Here is a 20,055-nt window from a genome sequence, read left to right on the forward strand (position 1 = left end):
CTGTGTCATTTCGCCTGTCCCCGCGCTCCGGATACGGCCTTTCCGGAATCGGGACCCGACACTTCGCCCGTGGCCCCGGGTGATACGACAGCGTTCGCTCCGTAGAACGACTGACCGTTCTCCGCCATCCGACGCAACAGATCAGGTACGGCGAACTTCTCACCGTGGGCACCACGCAGCCGATCCAGTTCGGCGACGACCTCGGCGATACCGATCTGATCCATGGCGACGAACGGACCTCCGAGATGTGCGGGGAATCCGACGCCGAGGGTAGCCCCCAGATCACCGTCGGCGGGACCGAGCAGCACACCCTCGGCAAACGCACGGGCGCCCTCAGCGAGCTGGGCGTACAGGATGCGGGACTTGACCTCGCCGATGGACGGCTGCTCGGCGAGCGGCGGGATCGCTTCGGACAGACCGGCCCACAGCCGCTTCGACCCGTCGGCCTGGTAGTCGTAGAAGCCCTTGCCGTTCTTCCTGCCCAGGCGGTCGTACTTGCCGACCATGTAGGCACCGAGTTCGTAGTCGGTGGCCGCCGCGTTCTCGTCGGCACGGACCTTCGCGATCAGCGGTGCGCGACCCACATCGAGTCCGACGGCATCGGCGACGGTCAAGGCTCCCTGAGGCATCCCGAGCATGCGTGCGCCGTTTTCCACGAGCGCGGGAAGCACGCCCTCCTGCACCATGCGCATGCTCTCGGTCAGGAACGACCCGATGAAGCGGCTGGTGAAGAACCCCCAACTGTCGTTGACGACGATCGGGGTCTTGCGCAGGATCTGCGCGAGATCCAGCGCGTGCGCCAAGGTCTCGTCGGAGGTCGCTCGGCCACGGATGATCTCGACCAGCGGCATCCGCTCGGCCGGGGAGAAGAAATGGGTGCCGACGAATTTCTCTGCCCTGCCGGTGAGATCGGCGAGACCCGTGATCGGCAGCGCCGAGGTGTTCGAGGCGAGAACCACCCCCCGCGGCAGATGCTTCTCGATCTCGGCGTACACCTCACGCTTGACACTCTCGGACTCGAACACCGCCTCGACGACGAAGTCCACGTCACCGAAACCGCTGAAATCGGCGGTCGCCTCGATACGGCCGAGGATCGCATCGCGCTTCTCGGGGGTCGAGCGTCCTTTCTCGACATCGCGATTCAGCCGCTTCTCGGCATAGCTCTTGCCCGCCAGCGCCTTATCCTCGGTGGAATCCAACAGCACGACCTGCAAGCCTGCCTTGGCCGCCGCGAGCGCGATACCCGCGCCCATGGTTCCGGCGCCCGCGATTCCGAGCCGCTTGATATCCGCCTTGGGAATCCCCGCCGGACGAGCACTGAGTTTATCCGCGGACTTCTTGCTCACGAACATCGTCCGGATGATCGCCTTGGATGTGGGGTCCTCGAAAATGCGCTGGAAGTACTTGCCTTCCAACCGCACCGCGGTGTCGAACGGCAGCCGGATACCTTCCCACACCGCCGCGAGAATGGCGGTCTGCGCCGGTGAGTTCCCGAAAGTCTTGGCCCTGGTCACGGTGTTACCGAGAAAGAAGACGCGGCCGACGTTCGGCGACGTGGTGGGAAGGCCGCCGGGGACCGCGAACCCCTTCTTGTCCCACGGCTGAACCGGATCGCCGTCCTCGAGGAGCCACCGCCGGGCCTCGGCGCGCGCCTCGGCGCGCGGCAGCACCGCGTGAACGATCCCGAGTTCCTTCGCCTTGGCGGCCGGGACGAGAGTCCCCTGAAGCATCAGGGGCACGGCCTTCTCGACGCCGATGAGCCTCGGCAGGCGCTGCGTGCCACCACTGCCGGGGATCAGCCCCACCTGGGACTCCGGCAGTCCGAGCAACACGCCGCGGTCATCGATGGCGACACGATAGTGGCAGGCCAGCGCCAGTTCCAGGCCCGCGCCCGCGGCGACACCGTTGATGACGACGGCGACGGGTTTTCCGAGGGTTTCCAACGTGCGCAGCGCGTTCGACAACGACTGCTGCAGATCCAGTCGTTGCGCTGGGGTCAACGTCGTCGACAGCCGAGCCTTGCCGTTGTCCATTTCCTTGAGATCGCCTCCGGCGACGAACCCGTCCTTGCCGGAGACCAGAAGGATTCCCTTGGCGGTGTCGTCCGCCACCACCCGGGCGATCGCGGCGGCGAGGTCCGCCATGAACCGGCCGCCGACAGCGTTGACGGTCGCACCCTGGTCATCCATCGTCAAAGTGCAGACACCGACCTCGTCGACGTCGTATGCGATGCTATTGGTCATAGTCGTCATTTCTGTGTGCCGTCCTGGTCAGACTCGTTCGATGACTGTCGCGATGCCCATGCCACCCGCCGCGCACAGCGACGCCACACCCGTGGACAGCTCCCGGCGCTCGAGTTCGTCGAGCAGGGTGCCGAGGATCATCGCCCCCGAGGCTCCCAGCGGATGGCCGAGCGCTATCGCTCCACCGTTGACATTGAGGCGATCGTGCTCGACGCCCATTTCGTCCATGAAGACGAGCGGGACGACGGCGAAAGCCTCGTTCAATTCCCACAGGTCGATGTCGGCGACTCCCATGCCCGCCCGCTTCAACGCCCGACGGCAGGTCTCGGGCGGCGCGTCGAGGAACAACAGCGGATCCGACGCGTAGGTCACCGACGATTTGATCACCGCGCGCGGGCGCAGGCCATTGCGGACGCCGAACTCGTGATTGCCGATCAGCACACCCGCGGCGCCATCGACGACCCCGGAACTCGAACCAGCGGTGTGGACATGGTTTATCTCGGTGAGGTGGGGATATCGCTGAATAGCGACGTCGTCGTATCCGAGCTTCTGGCCCTCGAGGGCGAATGCCGCGGGTAGCGCGGCCAACCCCTCCGAGGTCGCGTCGGGACGTAGGTGCTCGTCGCGGTCCAGCACGACCGTGCCGAGGATGTCGGTGATCGGCACGAGCGCGTTGTCGAAGAATCCGCCCGCCTGGGCCTTGGCGGCGCGTTCCTGGCTGGCGAGACTGTAGGCGTCGAGGTCGGCTCGGCCGACTCCGCGCAATGTCGCCAGCAGGTCGGCCGCGACACCCTGCATCATGAACGGGTGCGCTGCCGAGAACGCGGGATCGACGCCCCACGCACCGCCGCCACCGGTGCCCGGTGGCACTCGGGACATGCTTTCGTAGCCGCCGCCGATGGCGCCGTCCGCCCATCCGGCACGAATCTTGGCAGCCGATACGATGACGGCCTCCATGCCCGAGGCACACGCCCGATTGAGGTGGAGCCCGCCGACCGAGTCCGCGAAACCCGCTGCGATCGGCGCCATTCGCACCGTGGTCGCGCCGGCCTCGGCCGCCGGACTGACCACACCGAGCACCACGTCGTCTATGGCGTCGGCGGCCAGTCGATTCCGCTCCTTCAGCGTCGCGAGAACCTGGGTGATGAGGCTGATCGAGGTGATCTCGTGCAGAGACCCGGTCGATTTGCCCCGTCCGCGGGGCGACCTGGCGTGGTCGTAGATGAAGACTTCGTCCATGAATCTCTCCGTTGTTGTCAGGAATCGGCGCGGGCGGAGTAGGGAACGCACGCGCGGACCGCTGTGCGACCGGCTCGGCCGACACCCGCCTGAGCGGTCCGTCCACCGAGTAGAATTAGACTCTAACTTCAGATATTGAGTAAGTCCACCGTTCACATCGACTCGACCACCACTATCGTGACTACAACGAACCGTCCACACCGGATGGCAATCGAAACGGGGAGCCCATGGCCGGCCGCAATGCGTCGAAGACACCGCCGGAAGCGGCGGCTCTACCCGACTGGCAACTGGCCCGCCGTGGACAAATCGTCACCGCCGCGATCGAACTACTCGTCGAACGGAGCTACGAGCAGATCCACATTCGCGATGTCGCCCAGCGCGCCCAGGTCGCCCTCGGAACGCTGTACCGCTACTTCGAGTCGAAGGAACACGTCTACGCGGTGGCCCTGATCGAATGGGTGCGGCCGATGCGCGAACCGTCACCACATCCGGGCAAGGACGCGGTGACGCGGCTGCGTTCGAAACTGCATCTGCTGGTCGCGGCGAACAAGAGATATCCGCATTTTCTCGCCATGCAGCACTCACTGCACGCGAGTAGCAACCCGCTCGTCCATCAGTTGATCACCGACTATCAGCAGACCGGCTTCGATTGGCTGGTCAGCGAACTCGACATCCTCGACGAGGAACGCGCGCGGGATATCGGGCTGATGCTGTCATCGATCAACAGCACACTGTTCGGCCGGGTACGACTCGCGTCCGGATCGTACGAGGACGTCCGACGGATCGGCGACAAGTTCATCGACCTCATCGCCCCGGAGCTCCACGCCGCCGAGTCGAAGCTGTCCACGACGCAGGCCGACGACGCCGAGTCAGGAGCCTAGATGCCCAGCTTTTTCGCGATCCCCCCGGAGCGGTAGATGTCACCCGGTGATCGGTTACCACCGGTGACTGCGGACGACCTCGACCGCTCATTCGACGCGCTGGACGAACTCGTCGAGTCCGGCGCCGAGCTGGCCGCTCTGATCAATCGGTGCGCCGAGATCTTCGGGTGCCGCATCGGGGTGCAGACGGCAGACGGCGCGTCGATCATCGCCTACCCCGAACACGACGTTCCCCAGCAGCCGACTCCGCGCACGGCACATCACAGGCCCCTTCCCGACGGAACTTCGGCGTGGATCGCACCCACCCACGGCGGCGACTTCCCCGCCGCATTCGCCGGTGATATGGGGCGAGCGCGGCGCGAGCGCCTGCTGCGGCGGCTGGTCATCGCGGTACGCGCCACCGCACCCCCTCTCGGCGCGGACCACACCCGGACCTCCGACCTCCGATCCGTCATCGATCCCGCACTATCCGAGCAGGATCGACGAACGGCGCACCGCAGGCTGCGACTCGCGGGCGCCACCGTAACCCCTGTCGCCCTGGCGGGACCGGGTGAGGGTGTCACGTCCATGCTCGATCAATTGCGCGCACGGTCGACATCGCTGCACCATCTCCCTCAGGATCGTGTGCACATGGTGCTCGCGCAGGACCTGGAGTCCCTCAACGGGCTGAATATCCCCGAGGGAATTCGTTGCGCGTACAGCCCCGAGTGCCCGGTCGAACTCGTGCCGGCGGCATGGCGCAAAGCCCGCAACGCGCTGCGCTTCACCATGGCGAGTACCCATCCGACCGAGCCCTACCTGGCGGAAGAGGCCGTCATCCTCAACTCCAGGGCCGTCGGCCCCTACGGCATCCTCGCCGAGCAACTCACCGCCGATCAGATCGCGCAGGTAGCCGATGTTCAGCTGCTCGACAAGCTCTACCAGGAGACCGGGCCGGAGATGCTGCACACGCTACTCGCGGTGGCGGCGACCGAATCCTTGAGGCAGGCCGCGCGAGTGGTGCACATGCACCACAACTCGGTGACCTACCGGGTCCAGCGCGCCGAGAAGATGCTCGGCTTCAGTTGTACCAAACCGTACGGACGATCACGCTTGATGTTCGTTCTCACGCTGCATCGCATTCTGGATTCCTGGCGATACTTCTGAGGTATCGACGACGATCGGACCATCGGCACGGCACGGCCTCCAGGAATTCTCCACAGCGCCCGAGAGTGATCGGTGTGGCCACTGAATTCACCCGCGCACGGAATCGCTAGCCAATCGGCGCGCGATTCGCGCTAGTTGACCGGTGACCCGGAACCCGAGTTCTTGCAGCATGAGGTGGGCGGCTCGACAGTTCCCCGGATTCGGCGATCCGCCGATATCCGCGACGCGGCCCACGAGTAGAAGGAGCCTTCTTCCATGTCAGACGTTCAGCGGTGCGACGCCATCGTCATCGGCGCGGGTTTCGCGGGCATGTACGCACTACACCGCCTGCGCGACGACCTCTCATTGCAGGTCCGCGTCTTCGAACGCGGCACCGACGTCGGCGGCACCTGGTATTGGAATCGGTATCCTGGCGCGCGATGCGATGTCCCATCGATGTTCTATTCCTATTCGTTCTCCGACGAACTGGAAAAGGAATGGGAATGGACCGAACTCTATCCGGCCCAGCCGGAGATCCTCGCCTACGCCAACCATGTGGCCGATCGCTTCGATCTGCGCAAGGACATCACCTTCGAGACCTCGGTCCTCGCGGCGGACTTCGACGAGAGTTCGCAGGAGTGGACGGTAACCACCGACCGCGGCGAACGCGTCACCGCACGCTTCCTCATCACAGCCCTCGGCTGTCTGTCGGCATCACGCATTCCCCCGTTCCCCGGATTGGAAAGTTTCGAGGGCGAGATCCACCACACCGGGCGATGGCCGCACGAGGGCGTCGATTTCAGCGGTAAGAAGGTCGCGGTCATCGGCACCGGATCATCGGGTATCCAAGCGATTCCGCAGATCGCGCAGCAGGCCGACCATCTCACGGTCTTCCAACGGACCCCCGCGTTCACACTGCCCGCGCGCAACCGTCCACTCACCGCCGAGGAGATCGCCGACTTCAAGGCCAACTACCCGGAGCGGCGTGCGCTGGCCAGGGCAACGCCGTCGGGCGTCCCGGGAATCCCCGCTGTCGGCAGCGCGTTCTCGGTGACCGACGAACAGCGGGAGGAACTGCTGACCCAGCGGTGGAATCGCGGTGGTACGTCGTTCTTGAGCCTGTTCAACGACACCGTCGTGAACCTCGAGGCCAACGAATTCTCCGCCGAATACGTGCGGGAACGAATTCAGGACCTGATCGATGACCCGGCTGTCGCTGACACGCTTCTCCCCCACGACTACCCCATCGGCGCGAAGCGTATCTGCCTCGACACCGACTACTACGTCACCTACAACCGCGCCGACGTGGATCTCGTCAGCGTCCGCGAAACGCCCATCGAAGAGATCACACCTCGTGGCGTGCGTGTGGGCGATACCGAGTACGAGTTCGATGTCATCGTCTTCGCCACCGGCTACGACGCCATGACCGGACCACTCAACGCCATCGACATCCGCGGCGTCGACGCAGAACTGTTGCGCGACAAGTGGGCTGCTGGACCACGAACCTACCTCGGCATCGCGACAGCGGGCTTCCCGAATCTGTTCCTGCTCACCGGGCCGGGTAGCCCGTCGGTACTGGTCAACATGATCATTTCGATCGAGCAGCACGTCGACTGGGTGACCGACCTCATCGCCCATCTCCGGGACAACGACTACACCCGCGTCGAAGCGGTTGTCGACGCGGAGGACAAATGGGTCGAGCATGTCAACGAGGCGGCGTCGCACACACTCTTCCCGCAAGCCGATTCGTGGTATCTGGGCGCCAACATTCCGGGCAAACCGCGAGTATTCATGCCCTATGTCGCAGGCGCCGGACGATACCGCGCGATCTGCGACGAGGTCGCCGCGGACGACTATCGGGGCTTCACACTCGCGACCGCGACCGCCGAGGCCGCCCCCCGGTCGGCCGTCGATGCCGTCTCGGTTCCCAACTAGAGACAGGAATCAATGATGAACTCCGCTTCTCCGTCCAGCCGTCATCTACTCGACCCGGAGATCGCGCCCGCGATCGAGGCGTTCCCCCTGTTCGAGCTGAGCCCACAGACCATCGCCGCCGTGCGGGAACGGCTGCGCACGCGGATGGCCGCGGCACCCGATGGCGCGCAACTCTTTCCGACCATCATCCGTACCGAGCGTCACGTGCTCGGCCTCGACGGCGAACCCGCCGTACGCGTCCTGTACTACGAACCACAAGAGCGCACGAAGCGTCCTCCGGCCCTGGTCTGGCACCACGGCGGCGGTTACGTGATGGGGACCGCGGACGACGACGACCTGACCTGTCGGCGGATCGCCGCCGAGACCGGTGCGATCGTCGTGTCGGTCGACTACCGGCTGGCGCCGGAAACCGCCGCGCCGGGGCCGCTCAACGACAGCTACGCCGTGCTGAAGTGGTTGCACAGCAACGCCGACGAACTCGGAGCAGACCCGACACGCATCGCGGTCGGCGGGCAGAGCGCGGGCGGCGGACTGGCTGCCGCGCTGGCGATCCGCGCGCGCGACGAGGGCGAGTTCCCCGTCTCGTTCCAGCTGCTGATCTATCCGATGCTCGATGACCGCACGGCCAGCACGGCGGCACCGCACGCGCACACCGGTGAATTCGTCTGGACCGCGTCCGACAATGTGTACGGCTGGACGTCCTATCTCGGACACCAGCCGGGAGGCGACAACGAATCGGCCTACGCCGCTCCCGCGCGGGTCGAGGACGTCACCGGTCTGCCACACGCTTTCATCTGTGTCGGCGCACTCGACCTGTTCGCGGGCGAGGACATCGCCTACGCGAAACGGTTGCTGGAGAATGGCATTCCGACCGAACTGCATGTACACCCCGGTGGACCACACGGCTACAACATGGTCCCCGAAACTCGGCTGACCGTGGCCCACGCACGTGATTTCATCGACGCCCTCGACCGCCACTACCGCGCGACCGCACCGGCCGCCGTCTGAAACGAGATATTACCGAATGAGCGAGAAGGCGTTGGATTACACGGGACGGGTCGCCATCGTGACCGGTGCGGGTCGCGGGATCGGGCAGGCGTACGCCGATCTGCTCGCCGACCGCGGCGCGAAGGTCCTCGTCAATGATCTCGGCGTGGCGATGGACGGGGATTCGGACGCGGAATCACCGGCCCGGACCGCGGCGGACGCCATCTCGGCGCGGGGTGGAACCGCCGTGGCGAACACCTCCGACGTGTCGAGCGCCGACGGCGCTCGCGCGCTCGTCGCGACCGCGATCGACACTTTCGGCCGTCTGGACATCGTTGTCAACAACGCGGGAATCTTCACCAACGACGCGTTTCCGGAGATGGACGCCGAGTGGCTGCGTCGGCAATTCGCGGTCCATATCGAGGGCTCGTTCAATATGACCCAGGCCGCGTGGCCGCACATGACCCGGGCCGGGTACGGCCGCGTAGTCCTGACGACGTCGACCAGCGCGCTCGGAGCCTACAACACCATCGCCTACGGCACCGCGAAGGCCGCGGTGCTCGGACTGGGGCGCGGCCTGGCCCAGGTGGGCAGAAAAGCCGGGATCAAGGTGAATATGGTGGCGCCGATGGCGTTCACCCGCATGATGGTCGCCGGAATGATCGATGCCGGGATCGACGTGCCCGATGACATCATCGACCGGGGGCCCGACCTGGCGGCACCGCTGGTCGCCCTGCTCTGTCACGAAACCTGCCCGGTCAGCGGCGAGGCGTTCGTCAGCGGATTGCGGCGGGTGTCACGCCTGTTCATCGGCGAAACAGTCGGATACACCCACCCCGGAACAGATCTCACTCCGGAGGTCGTCGGGGACGAGTGGGACTCGATCGTCGACACCGACGAGTTCCGTCTACTGACCGACACCATGCGGTGGACCGTCATCAACGAGAAAGAACTCGCCGACAATCCGTTGTACGCGCCGCGCGGTTAGGTGTCGGCCGTCTCCCAGCCGACACGATGCGACGGGGTTTCTACCGATCCGCGCCACCCGCGATGCGCCACGCACGAGGCGGCCGAACAGATCGCACTGCCCAGCCGCCACATTTCAGAAGACCGTCGCTCCGCCGTCTATCGAGATTCGCGAGGCGGTGATGAACGTGGACTCGTCCGAGGCCAGGAACGCGACGACATTCGAGACTTCCTCCGGTTCGGCCACGAACTGATTGAGGAAGGTCATCCCCATCCCCGCCAGCCGGGGATTCGCCGCAAAGGTCTCCTCGAGACGTTGCTGCATACTGCCCGATCCCATCGGCGTGTTCACGCCGCCCGGGTGAATGGTGTTGACCCGGATGTTGTGGTTGCCCAATTCGGCCGCGAACGCGCGCGCCATGCCGACGAGCGCGTGTTTGCTGGTGGTGTAGTGCACCATGAATGGCTGCATCTTCACCCCCGCCGCCGAACTGGTCAGGATGACCGACCCGCCGCCGCGCGCGATCAGGTGGTCCGCACCCGCCATCACCGTATTCCACACACCGGTCACATTGATGTCGAGGACATCGGCGAAGCTCTTCGGGGTGATCTCGTTCCAAGTCTCCGGGACACAGATCCCGGCGTTGGCCACGATCACGTCGAGACCACCGAACTGTGAAATACCCTCCTCGACAACCGATTTCAACGCGTCGAGATCACGCACGTCGCCCTGGGCGAGGTGCGCCTTTCCACCTTCGGCTTCCACCAGACGACGTGTCTGCTCGAGGTCGCCCGGTGTGGCCGAGTCGTAGGGCACCGCGCCGGGCAACGGACCCGCCAGGTCGATTCCGATGATCCGAGCGCCTTCGCGCGCCAACCGGACCGCGTGTGTGCGTCCCTGCCCGCGTGCCACGCCGGTGATGAACGCGACCTTGTCGTCGAGTCGTCCCATTCCTATTCTTCGCCTTCTCTTCGTTCGATATCGATCTTTCGGTCCGGTCGGCCGAGATTGCGCGCGAGCAACTGCGCCAGATGGATCCCGTCCTTCGCCGCGAGATCCACAGCCTGTGTGCGACAGGAGAATCCGTCGGCGAGAAACACGTCGTCGGGTTCCGCCGAATTCAACGCGGGCAGCAGTTGGTGGGCTGCCACAGCCGTCGAGACCTCGTAGTGTCCGATCTCGACCCCGAAGTTGCCTGCCAGGCCGCAGCAGCCGCCCAGTCGCACCAGTTCCGCGCCCGCGTCGGTGAGCAACCGTTCGTCCGCCTCCCAGCCCATCACCGCGTGGTGATGGCAGTGCGGTTGCGCGATCACTCGGATACCTTCGAGCGACGGCATTTTCCACGACGCGTCGCGTGCCAGCAGTTCCGCGAGGGTATAGGTCGAAGAAGCGAGCTTTCGGCTCTCGTCGGTGTCGAGGATTTCGACGACGTCGCTACGCAGCACACCGGTACACGAGGGTTCGAGTCCGACGACGGGAATCCCCTCGGTCAGGGCAGGCCCGAGTTGCTCCACCGTTCGCGCGAGGATCCGGCGCGCGGCGTCGAGTTGACCGGTAGTGATCCAGGTGAGTCCGCAACAGGTCTCGCGTTCGGTGATCCGGGGCCGATATCCGGCCGCTTCGAGCACACGGACCGCGTCGATCGCCACCTGCGGCGCGAAATGGTTGGTGAAACTGTCCACGAACAGTACGACCGGTCGCCCTTCGGTGCGGCGCTCACCCGCGGTCGCGGCGAACCATCGCCGGAAGGTCTGATCGGCGAAGGTCGGCAGCGACCGGCGAGGATCGACTCCCGCGAGGCGCAGTCCCATACCGCGCAGCGCCGGAACTCCCATCGCCCAGTTGACGAGTCGCGGTGTTCTGGAGGCGAGTCGGGACCAGCGGGGAAGCCACCCCAACGCGTAATGGGACCGTGGACGTAGCCGCCGACGATACGATTGATGCAGGACCTCGGATTTGTAGGCGGCCATGTCGACGCCGGTCGGGCAGTCCGAGGCGCATCCCTTGCACGACAGGCACAGATCGAGCGCGTCGTGCACCGCCTCGGACCGCCAACCATCGGCCAGCTCGCCGTCGATCATCTCCTGCAGCACTCGGGCGCGCCCGCGCGTGGAATCCTTCTCGTTGCGCGTAGCCAGGTACGACGGACACATGACACCACCCGACGCGGTCGAATCCGCCCTGCACTTCCCGACTCCGGTACACCGGTGCACCGCCTGGCCGAAGTCACCGTCGTCACCGTGATAGGCCAGCGCGAGTGGTTGGCGTATCGCACGGGCGGTCACGACGCGGATACCGGCATCCATCGGATCCGGATCGACCAGGACACCGGGATTCAACAGACCGTCCGGGTCGAACGCGGCCTTCACGGCGGCGAACAGGCCGATCGCCTCGGGCGAGTACATCCGCGGCAGCAGTTCGCTTCGCGCACGCCCGTCACCATGTTCGCCGGACAGGGAGCCCCCGTAGCTCACCACGAGATCAGCGGCGGCGGTGAGGAATTCGCGGAACCGTCGGGTTCCGTCGCTGGCGGTGAGGGGGAAGTCGAGCCGTACATGCACGCAGCCGTCGCCGAGGTGGCCGTACGGCATCGCGGTAAGACCGTGTTCATCGACCAGTTCGTCGAAGGACCGAAGGTAGTCTCCGATGCGTGCGGGTGGCACGGCGGCATCCTCCCAGCCCGCGTGCGCCGGGAGACCCGACGGAGCCCGGCCTGCCAAGCCGGCCCCGTCCTCGCGAATCCGCCACAGCGACGCGGCCAGCCGCGGGTCCTCGACCACCCTCGTGTCGATCGCCTCGCATTTCGCGACCAGCGCCGCGGCGCGATCGTGGACGGATTCCCTGGTCTCGCCGGATAATTCGACGAACAGCCAGGCACGACCACCGGGTAGCGGCGGCACCGATCCCGGGCCCCGCTTGCTGGTGACGATATCGACGATCCTGGCGTCGATGCCCTCGCACGCGGTAGGAGTGAAGGCCAGAATCGCCGGAACAGCGTCACCGGCGGCGCCGAAGTCTTCGTATCCGAGTACGACGAGCAGACGATAGTCCGGTTCGGCGACAAGCCGCACGGTCGCCTCGGTCACGATCGCCAGCGTCCCCTCGCTGCCGACCAGAAGTCCTCCGACGTCGAAACCTCGCTCGGGCAGCAGATTGTCGACCGCGTATCCCGACACCTGCCGCCCGAATGTCGCGAACTCCGTCCGCGCCACGGCGAGATGCGCGCCGATCACCCGTTGCAGTTCGTCTGTCACCCGAGGGGCTCCGGTGACCTTCGGCTTGCCGACGACCCGGGTGGTCGCGGTGATCTGTTCCCCGCGCATCGTCAGTGCGCTCAGCTTCTCGATATTGTCCACCGTGCGGCCGTATCCGAGGGTGCGCGAGCCGCAGGCGTTGTTGCCGATCATGCCGCCGATCGTGCACCTGGTGTGGGTCGACGGATCGGGGCCGAAGCGGAGTCCCGCACCCTGCGCCACCGCCTGTAACGTCGCGTGCACTGTGCCGGGTTGCACTGTCGCACTGCGTGTTTCGTCATCGAGATGGAGCACCCTGTTCATATGCCTGCTGAAGTCGATGATCACCCCCGGACCGACCGCGTTTCCCGCCACCGACGTCCCGGCTCCCCGTGCCGTGACCGGAACCGCGAGCGTTCGGCAGACCTCCAGAGTCGCCGCGACCTCCTCGGCGTCATGTGGGCGCACGATCGCCCGCGGAGCGACGCGATACAGCGAGGCGTCGCTGCTGTACGCCGAGCGGTCGGCCGGGGAAGTGAGGACGTCGCGAACCCCTGCACGGGCCAGACCTCGCGCGAGGTCGACTGTTCTGACCTCCTCGCGCGAGACCGACATCGCGGCAACGTGCGCGATGGTCTCGGCGAGTTCCGGTGTCACCATGCGCTCGCCGCCCGCGTGTCGGCTGGCCGGGTCATGCCATATCGATCGAGATCTTGAACTGTCCGGTCTGTGGCGCGACGGCCGCACGGAACGCAGCCTCGACATCGCCGACCGGGAACACATGGCTCACGTACACATCACGGAGTTCGGGATTCTTCGCGAGATAGATACCCGCGTCCTCGAGCACACGCTGACGCTCGATCGTCGCTCCCGAGCGCAACGTGAGATTCTTGCGCAACAGCGTCATCATCTCGATGGGATACACCTGATCGTCGGGGATACCGAAGTAGTAGATCTCACCGCCGAACGCGACCGCGTCCAGACAGTTCTTCATGGTGGTCACCTGGTGACCGACCGCCTCCACGACCACCTCGGGACGGTCACCAGCGCCCAGCGACGCCGCCCACAGGTTCGCGCTCGCGGTAACCACCTCGTCGACGCCGAAGATGGTGCCCACGTCGCCGCGATCGACGCGGTCCACGCCGACCACATGCCTGGCACCGCGACTCTTGAGCACATGGCTGAACAACAGGCCGATGGGCCCCTGACCGACCACGGCGACCGTCTTGCCGGTCACGTCGTCGAGCTGATCCACGGCATACAGCACGCACGCGAGCGGCTGTAGCATCACCGCGGTCGAAGGCGCGAGTTCGGTATCGAATCCGGCGAGCCCGGCGCCGTCGCTCACAATGACTTCGGCGATGGCATCGAACCCCGATGCCCAGCCGACGACGAGATCACCTTTCGTATGCTCGGCATGGTTCGAGGCGATGACCTCACCGACCACCTCGTGCATGGGAAACCCCGGAGCGCTGGTGACCCATTTGCCCTGGTTCTTGGGATGGGGGAAGGGCGCGCCCTTGAAATTGGGCAGGTCGCTTCCGCAAATGGCCCCCGCCTTCGTCGCGAGCAGCACCTGCCCCGGCGCGAGAGCGGCAGCGTCCGGAGCCGGAACCTCGATGGTTTCGAATCTACCTGGCGCGCTGAGCATCTGAGCCCACATAACTATCCTCTCTCACACTGTAGTGACGCCGGTCGGGCCGCTCCCCGGCTGGACGGCACACCGCGCGATCAACTCATCACCGGCCCGGTCAGCTCGGCCTTCGCCAGCGCGTCGGTCCACAACACCGGTTGGGCGAGCATGCGGCGATACCGCGTGACCAACTTCGCCTGGTTGAAGCCGACCGCGGCGACAAGGTGCTCACCACGCCGGTACAGCGCGACGAAGCGTTGCTCCTCAGCGGAACCGTGCGCGATCACGGCTTCCTCGAACCCGAAGGTCGAGCCGACCACCTGAAGTTTGTTCTCGTACTGATTCGACCAGACCCACGGCACCGTGGAGAACGGCTCGGCCGTCCCGTGCCCGTGCTCGGCCAACAGACGCAAGGCGGCGTGTCGGCCTTGTCGAATCGCGTTGTCCCAGTGCTCGACCCGCCGAAACTCACCGAACCGGTGATTGGGCCACCGGGCCACGTCGCCGGCGGCGACCACCCGAGGTCCGGCCAGCAGCGTCGCATCGCATTCCACACCGTCCCCCACGGTGACTCCGCTGCCCTCCAACCATTCGACGCACGGAGTCACGCCGAGTCCGAGCACGACCACATCCGCGGGAAGTACTGTGCCGTCGGCGAGTTCGACGCGCTCGACGCGATCCGAACCTCGCACGGCCGCCACGGCCGTTCCGGTCCGAACATCGACGCCTCGACGTCGATGTTCGGCGATGACGGCCTCGCCCACTTCGGCGCCGAGTACTCGCTCGAAGGGCGCCTCCTGGGTTTCCAGCAGAGTCACCCGCAGCCCACGTTCCACGCACGCCGCGGCTACCTCGGCCCCGATGAATCCGCCGCCCACGATCACCACGTGCGAGGGGCGGCGGTCGAGATCCGTGCGCAGACCCACCGCGTCGTCGAGTGACCGGACCATGTGCACACCGGTCAGTTCCGCACCGGCCAGTGTCCTCGGCGCGGCGCCCGTCGCGATGACGACGCCGCCGGGAAAGTCATGGACGGCGCCATCACGCAGGCGAAGCCGAGGCCCCGACAGATCCGACGTGTCCAGGCCGACGACCTCGGTGCCCACATTCCAGGTGACCCGATCGTCGTCGACGAGTTCCAGGTCGCATCGCTGCACCTCCCAGACGCCTTTGAGCACCTCTTTGGACAGCGGCGGCCGATCGTAGGGCAGGTGTGGTTCGGCCCCGAACACCGTGACGCGGGTGACCGCACCGGACTCCACCAGAGTCTGTACGGCGGTCAGCCCGGCCAGCGACGCTCCGACGACCGCGATCGCCGCGACGGTGTCAGCGGTCTCGGCGGGGGCGGTCACCGACGGATGCTGTCGAACAGCGACGCGGGCGCGGACACCATCATCGTGTCGATGTCGGCGTCGGAGACGCCGCGTTCGCGCAGTCCGGGCACGACGACGTCGGAAACGTGCGTGGGCACCCAGGTCGGGAATCGTTTGAGCGCCGCGCCGGGCGGGCTCCAATCGGAGTACAGCACCGCGTCGTGGGACAGACCGATACGGTCGGCGTATCCCTCGCCGCACAGAGTCGCCACGGTGTCCAGGCGCTCCTCCAGCGTGGCGGTCCCGGGCATGTACAGTCCGAATCGATCGAATCCGGCCATCGAGCCCGCGTCCATCAAACCGCGGAGGTAGTCGAGGTCGGACGTGTCACCGCTGTGGCCGATCACGACCTTGGTCAGATCCGCACCGTACTCGGACAAGATCTTCTGGATGCTCGGCCCCAGCTGGTCCGCGGGATGGGTGTGCACGGTGATCGGCGCGCCGGTCTGAGCCGAAGCGGAGGCCGCGGCACGCAGTATCCGCTCGTTGTTGGGGGTGATGCCCGCGAGATCGGTGGCCACCTTGATCGACTGGGCCTTGACTCCGGAGTCACCGACCCCGACCGTGATGTCACGGACGAACATCCGCGTCAGCATGTCCTTCTCCACCGGATCCGACGGGCGGTGCGACACGCTGTACGGCAGGAAATCGAAGGTGTAGATCCCCGACGAGACGATGATGTTCATGTCGACGCGGTCGTTGACCTCCTTCACGAATTCCATGTCGCGGCCGTGGAAGAACGCGGTGCAGTCGAGGATCGTGGTGATCCCACGCTCACGCACTTCCTGGAGTGCGGCGGCGACCTTGTCCACGACCTCTTCTCGCGGAAGGCTCCACGCCAGTTCGGGATAGAACTTCTCGAACTCCGCGGAGATCATGATGAGGTGTTCGTGGATCAGGGTGGGCCCCAACTGATCCAGTGGTACCGGACCGCGAACGGTGTCAACGGTGGACATCTTCTTCCTTTCGCCACGGCGTGCCGATACGTGTCATGGCTGGTGTCGGATTCGGTAGGTGGTTTGCGGATCAGGACTCGAGCCGCAGCGCCCGTTTGGGGCACACGCGAATCGCCGAGTCGACCGCGCCGCGTTCGACGTCGCTGATCTCGTCTTTGAGCAACTGCAATTCGTCGTCGTCATCGATCTCGAAGACGGTCGGAGCCTCGATCGCGCAGACGCCGTTGCCGTCGCAGAGACCCCAGTCGACAATCACCTTCATGGAATTTTCCTCGTCATTTCGCTTGATGGGGGGATGTGGCGTCGCCGCCCGCTGCCGCGGTGGCCGTGCGGAACTGCTCGTTCCACCGTTCGATACGACGTGCGTCCGCGACGAGACCCGCACGCAGGTAGCCGCCATCGCTGCCGAGCGTGACCAGCCGCGCGCCGGCTTTCAGCAGTGCCTCCGCGTGATCGGGCCCCATACCGGCGACTCCGACGAAGATTCCGTTGGCCTCGGCGGCCGCGACGACCTTGGCGATGGCTTCGGAAACGGTCTCGTTCGCCGGATCAGTGCCGTTGAGGCCGACACCGAGCGCGAGCCCGAGATCCATCGGTCCGACGAACAGTCCGTCGACCCCGGGTGTCGCGGCGATCTCCGCCACGTTCTCCAGCCCCTCCGCGGTCTCGATCATCACCAGGCATGTCACCGACGCGGCGGCCGCCTCGACGCCGTAGAAGTTGCGAATGGGACCGAACGAGCGGGTTCCGTGCGGTGGATACCGGACCGCCGCGGCGGCGGACCGCGCCTGCTGCGCGGTGGAGACCATCGGCACAACCACACCGATCGCGCCCAGATCCAGGGCGCGAGTGATCAAACTCGACTCGTTCGTCGCCACTCGCACCAGCGACGCGCCACCGCCCAACTCCACCGCTTGGATCATCGGAAGCAGGTTGCTCGCGTCGATGCCACCGTGCTGCATATCCAGCAACACCCAATCGAGCGGTCCGCGACCCAGCGCTTCGGCCGCGAGCTGCGACGGCCCAGCGACCCAGATGCCGTAGGACGGGCGACCTTCCGAGAAAGCGCGCTGGATGACATTCACTGGCATGACCCCGATCTGGGTTTTCGATGAAACCGTCATTTGCTGGCACGACCACACCCGATCGCGCTCCGACGTGCTTCCCAGTGTGTGACCGCAACCACGGAGAACGCCAATACCTCTAGCCATGCCAATCGGTTATCAGCACCGTGCCCTTCGCTCGCCGGGCGATCACGCACCACCGACCGCCCATAACCGACAGTTATGAGCCCGGTTCTTGGACAGATTTGTCGTGTACGCCACATAGTGAGCGGTGCGCCGACGTACCCGCGGCGGATGTCTGACGGTAGGAGCCACAGATGAATATCGATGAAGCGATGCGGGCCGACGGTATATCCTCCGAGACGACGTTTCCCGGAACCGTATTCGCGATTCGCTGCCTGTGCGGCTTGGAAATCGCCGCGGCGAATAGCCGGATCCTCGTCCATGATGTGAATCGGCACCTCGATACGGAACATCCACGGGTGGCCGGGCACTACGACGACGACGACATCCTGGCTCTCGCCTACCTGCGACCGGCAATCGCGACCAAAGACGATGACAAGGAGCGACGAGTTGAACACAGCCGTCGATGAGTTCGTGTACGACCCGTTCTCGCCGGAGGTGATGAGTAATCCCCTCCCCTATTACGAGGTCCTGCGCGAACACTTTCCCGTGTACTACGCGGAACGGTATGACACGTTCTTCCTGTCGCGGTTCCAGGACGCGCTGGACTTCCTTTCCCAGCCCACCAACGTGTTCGTGACCAACGAGGGTTCGGTATTCAACAAGTCTGTCCTTCTACAGCACAACAGCGGTCCGACCTTCGATCCCCCCCATGATCCGATAATGGGATCGCATCTGAACTACGGCGCCCCGACCTACGAGTTCATCCGGCAGGCGCACGGCAAACAACTCCGCCCGGGCCACGTCAAGAAGCTCGAACCATTCATTCGCACGCTGGTGCGCGAGAAACTCGACGAACTCGTTCCGCGCGGGCGTTTCGACCTCGTACACGAGTTCGGCGGCGTGATCTCGGCTTCGACGATATGCCATCTGTTCCATATCCCGGTCGAGAACGCCTCCGAGGTCTTGGACAATATCAATGCCATGACGCGTACCGATAGCGACGGATTCGTCGAGGCGCGCGAATTCCAGATGCGGCAACTGGAATTCGTGCGTCCCCTGGTCGCCGCGCGCCGGGCCGAGGGGGCGGACGGCAGCTGGCCGCTCGTCGACGGGATGATCGATCTTCGTGTGGCGGGCCGGGAACTCACCGACATGGAGATCGCCATCAATCTGATGTGCGTCATGGTCGGAGGAACCGAGACACTGCCCAAGGTCGCTGCGCATGGACTGCTCGAGCTGGCGCGCCATCCCGATCAGCTCGCCGAGGTCCGGTCCGATCTCGCGAACAACTGCGCGGTCGCCGCAGAGGAGATGAATCGGTTCTGCGGTCCCGCCCAATGGTTCGGGCGCACCGCTCGTGAAGAGACGACAGTCGCGGGTCAGATCGTCGAACCCGGTCAGCGCGTCGTCTACCTGACTCAGTCCGCCAACCGCGATCCTCGCGAATTCGATAATCCCGACGACTTCCGATGGAATCGCCATATCCCACGGACTCTGGCATTCGGATATGGCCAGCATTTCTGCGTCGGTGTGCACCTGGCCCGCCTCGAGGAGAGAATCATCCTCCAGGAATTCCTCTCACGGGTCGATGACTACGAGATCGACGTCACGGAAGCCACCCGCGCACCCGCGACCTTCCAATGGGGATACAGCCATATGCCGGTAGTCGTGAAGAGCAGTTTTTGATCAGAGGACCGTCGGCCCTCACATCACCGCCATCCGCACCAGAGGAGTAGCCAGCGTGGGCATCGTCCAGGTCAGTTCCGAAACAGCCTTTCAGAACGACGCCGAAGAGATCTACGATTTCGTGACCGATCCACGAAACTGGGTCAAGGTCTATCCCGGCACCGAGATCATCGAAGGTGTCGACGAACTGCCCCTGAAAGTGGGCGATATCTGGCACGAGGCCGGCAACAGTCCGCAACGCTACTCCTGGCGGCTCATCACCGCGGAGCGACCATGGCGCTGGGTCTTTCAGTCCCACGGAGCACTCGCGCACAATCGAGAGGACGGCAGCGGGGGCTACGCCGGCATCATGACCATCTCGTATTCGTTTCTGTCTCCCGGTGTGGGCGTCACACTGTTCCACCGAAGCATGACTGTCGAAGTCCCCAAAGGCGCCGAATTGCCACCCGGTTTGATCCGCAACTTCGAACCGAAGTACATCGACCAATACCATGCGGCGGTCGGGAAGGCGCTCAACAGCTGACCTCCAGCACCACCGCAGGTCTCGACAATATTGATCCGGGTGGGCTCGGCACGATGGAGAACAGCATCGGCCGCGCCCACATCC

17 protein-coding genes are annotated in these 20,055 nt (G+C 65.3%); 8 read left to right on the forward strand and 9 right to left on the reverse strand.

The window, feature by feature from the left end; genetic code table 11:
• Positions 1–5: 5 nt before the first annotated feature.
• Together JZ792_RS23030 and JZ792_RS23035 are read right to left on the reverse strand one after the other, a co-directional pair.
• Positions 6–2,243 carry a 3-hydroxyacyl-CoA dehydrogenase NAD-binding domain-containing protein gene (locus JZ792_RS23030; RefSeq protein WP_216913214.1) on the reverse strand — a complete coding sequence of 746 codons (2,238 nt, stop codon included), beginning with the start codon at positions 2,241–2,243 and terminating at the stop codon, positions 6–8.
• Positions 2,244–2,270: 27 nt separating this feature from the next.
• Positions 2,271–3,482, reverse strand: a complete 1,212-nt coding sequence (locus tag JZ792_RS23035) for an acetyl-CoA C-acetyltransferase (protein WP_216913215.1) — start codon at positions 3,480–3,482, stop codon at positions 2,271–2,273.
• A gap of 227 nt (positions 3,483–3,709) precedes the next feature.
• On the opposite strand from JZ792_RS23035, the gene JZ792_RS23040 reads away from it, so the two are divergent.
• The 5 genes from JZ792_RS23040 to JZ792_RS23060 all read left to right on the forward strand — a co-directional run bounded on the left by JZ792_RS23040 (position 3,710) and on the right by JZ792_RS23060 (position 9,398).
• On the forward strand, positions 3,710–4,363 hold the full coding sequence (locus tag JZ792_RS23040) for a TetR/AcrR family transcriptional regulator (protein WP_216913216.1): 654 nt from the start codon (positions 3,710–3,712) through the stop codon (positions 4,361–4,363).
• 63 nt (positions 4,364–4,426) lie between these two features.
• Positions 4,427–5,509 carry a helix-turn-helix domain-containing protein gene (locus JZ792_RS43015; RefSeq protein WP_216913217.1) on the forward strand — a complete coding sequence of 361 codons (1,083 nt, stop codon included), beginning with the start codon at positions 4,427–4,429 and terminating at the stop codon, positions 5,507–5,509.
• A 255-nt stretch (positions 5,510–5,764) separates the two neighbouring features.
• Positions 5,765–7,423, forward strand: coding sequence for a flavin-containing monooxygenase (locus JZ792_RS23050; RefSeq protein WP_216913218.1), 1,659 nt, complete (start codon positions 5,765–5,767; stop codon positions 7,421–7,423).
• Positions 7,424–7,438: 15 nt separating this feature from the next.
• Positions 7,439–8,431 carry an alpha/beta hydrolase gene (locus tag JZ792_RS23055; RefSeq protein WP_254190197.1) on the forward strand — a complete coding sequence of 331 codons (993 nt, stop codon included), beginning with the start codon at positions 7,439–7,441 and terminating at the stop codon, positions 8,429–8,431.
• 16 nt (positions 8,432–8,447) lie between these two features.
• Positions 8,448–9,398 (forward strand): SDR family NAD(P)-dependent oxidoreductase, encoded by a 951-nt coding sequence (locus tag JZ792_RS23060; RefSeq protein WP_216913221.1) that lies wholly within the window; start codon positions 8,448–8,450, stop codon positions 9,396–9,398.
• Positions 9,399–9,512: 114 nt separating this feature from the next.
• Here the strand turns inward: JZ792_RS23060 and JZ792_RS23065 are convergent, their stop codons facing one another.
• From JZ792_RS23065 to JZ792_RS23095, 7 genes are all read right to left on the reverse strand, one after another.
• Positions 9,513–10,328 carry a mycofactocin-coupled SDR family oxidoreductase gene (locus tag JZ792_RS23065; RefSeq protein WP_216913223.1) on the reverse strand — a complete coding sequence of 272 codons (816 nt, stop codon included), beginning with the start codon at positions 10,326–10,328 and terminating at the stop codon, positions 9,513–9,515.
• 2 nt (positions 10,329–10,330) lie between these two features.
• Positions 10,331–13,225: an FAD-binding and (Fe-S)-binding domain-containing protein gene (locus JZ792_RS23070; protein WP_216913239.1), complete on the reverse strand. Its 2,895-nt coding sequence runs from the start codon at positions 13,223–13,225 to the stop codon at positions 10,331–10,333.
• 76 nt (positions 13,226–13,301) lie between these two features.
• Positions 13,302–14,273: a zinc-binding dehydrogenase gene (locus JZ792_RS23075; RefSeq protein ID WP_216913225.1), complete on the reverse strand. Its 972-nt coding sequence runs from the start codon at positions 14,271–14,273 to the stop codon at positions 13,302–13,304.
• 68 nt (positions 14,274–14,341) lie between these two features.
• The gene (locus JZ792_RS23080; RefSeq protein ID WP_216913227.1) at positions 14,342–15,595 is read right to left on the reverse strand and encodes an NAD(P)/FAD-dependent oxidoreductase; all 1,254 of its coding nucleotides are present in this window, start codon (positions 15,593–15,595) and stop codon (positions 14,342–14,344) included.
• Entirely contained in the window at positions 15,592–16,572 is a 981-nt protein-coding gene (locus JZ792_RS23085) for a phosphotriesterase family protein (protein ID WP_216913229.1), read from the reverse strand. Before JZ792_RS23085 ends, JZ792_RS23080 begins: the two co-directional genes overlap by 4 nt.
• A 70-nt stretch (positions 16,573–16,642) precedes the next feature.
• Positions 16,643–16,834: a ferredoxin gene (locus JZ792_RS23090; RefSeq protein ID WP_216913231.1), complete on the reverse strand. Its 192-nt coding sequence runs from the start codon at positions 16,832–16,834 to the stop codon at positions 16,643–16,645.
• A 13-nt stretch (positions 16,835–16,847) separates the two neighbouring features.
• On the reverse strand, positions 16,848–17,663 hold the full coding sequence (locus JZ792_RS23095; protein ID WP_216913232.1) for an HpcH/HpaI aldolase family protein: 816 nt from the start codon (positions 17,661–17,663) through the stop codon (positions 16,848–16,850).
• A gap of 290 nt (positions 17,664–17,953) precedes the next feature.
• On the opposite strand from JZ792_RS23095, the gene JZ792_RS23100 reads away from it, so the two are divergent.
• The 3 genes from JZ792_RS23100 to JZ792_RS23110 are packed head-to-tail and all read left to right on the forward strand — an operon-like array spanning position 17,954 to position 19,971.
• The gene (locus JZ792_RS23100; RefSeq protein ID WP_216913233.1) at positions 17,954–18,229 is read left to right on the forward strand and encodes a hypothetical protein; all 276 of its coding nucleotides are present in this window, start codon (positions 17,954–17,956) and stop codon (positions 18,227–18,229) included.
• Complete coding sequence (locus tag JZ792_RS23105) at positions 18,210–19,448, forward strand: cytochrome P450 (RefSeq protein ID WP_216913234.1); 1,239 nt, start codon at positions 18,210–18,212, stop codon at positions 19,446–19,448. Before JZ792_RS23100 ends, JZ792_RS23105 begins: the two co-directional genes overlap by 20 nt.
• Before the next feature lie 55 nt (positions 19,449–19,503).
• Positions 19,504–19,971, forward strand: coding sequence for an SRPBCC family protein (locus tag JZ792_RS23110; protein WP_216913235.1), 468 nt, complete (start codon positions 19,504–19,506; stop codon positions 19,969–19,971).
• Positions 19,972–20,055 lie beyond the last annotated feature (84 nt).

The organism is Nocardia noduli, assembly GCF_019038455.1.
In the GTDB taxonomy this organism is placed as follows: domain Bacteria; phylum Actinomycetota; class Actinomycetes; order Mycobacteriales; family Mycobacteriaceae; genus Nocardia; species Nocardia noduli.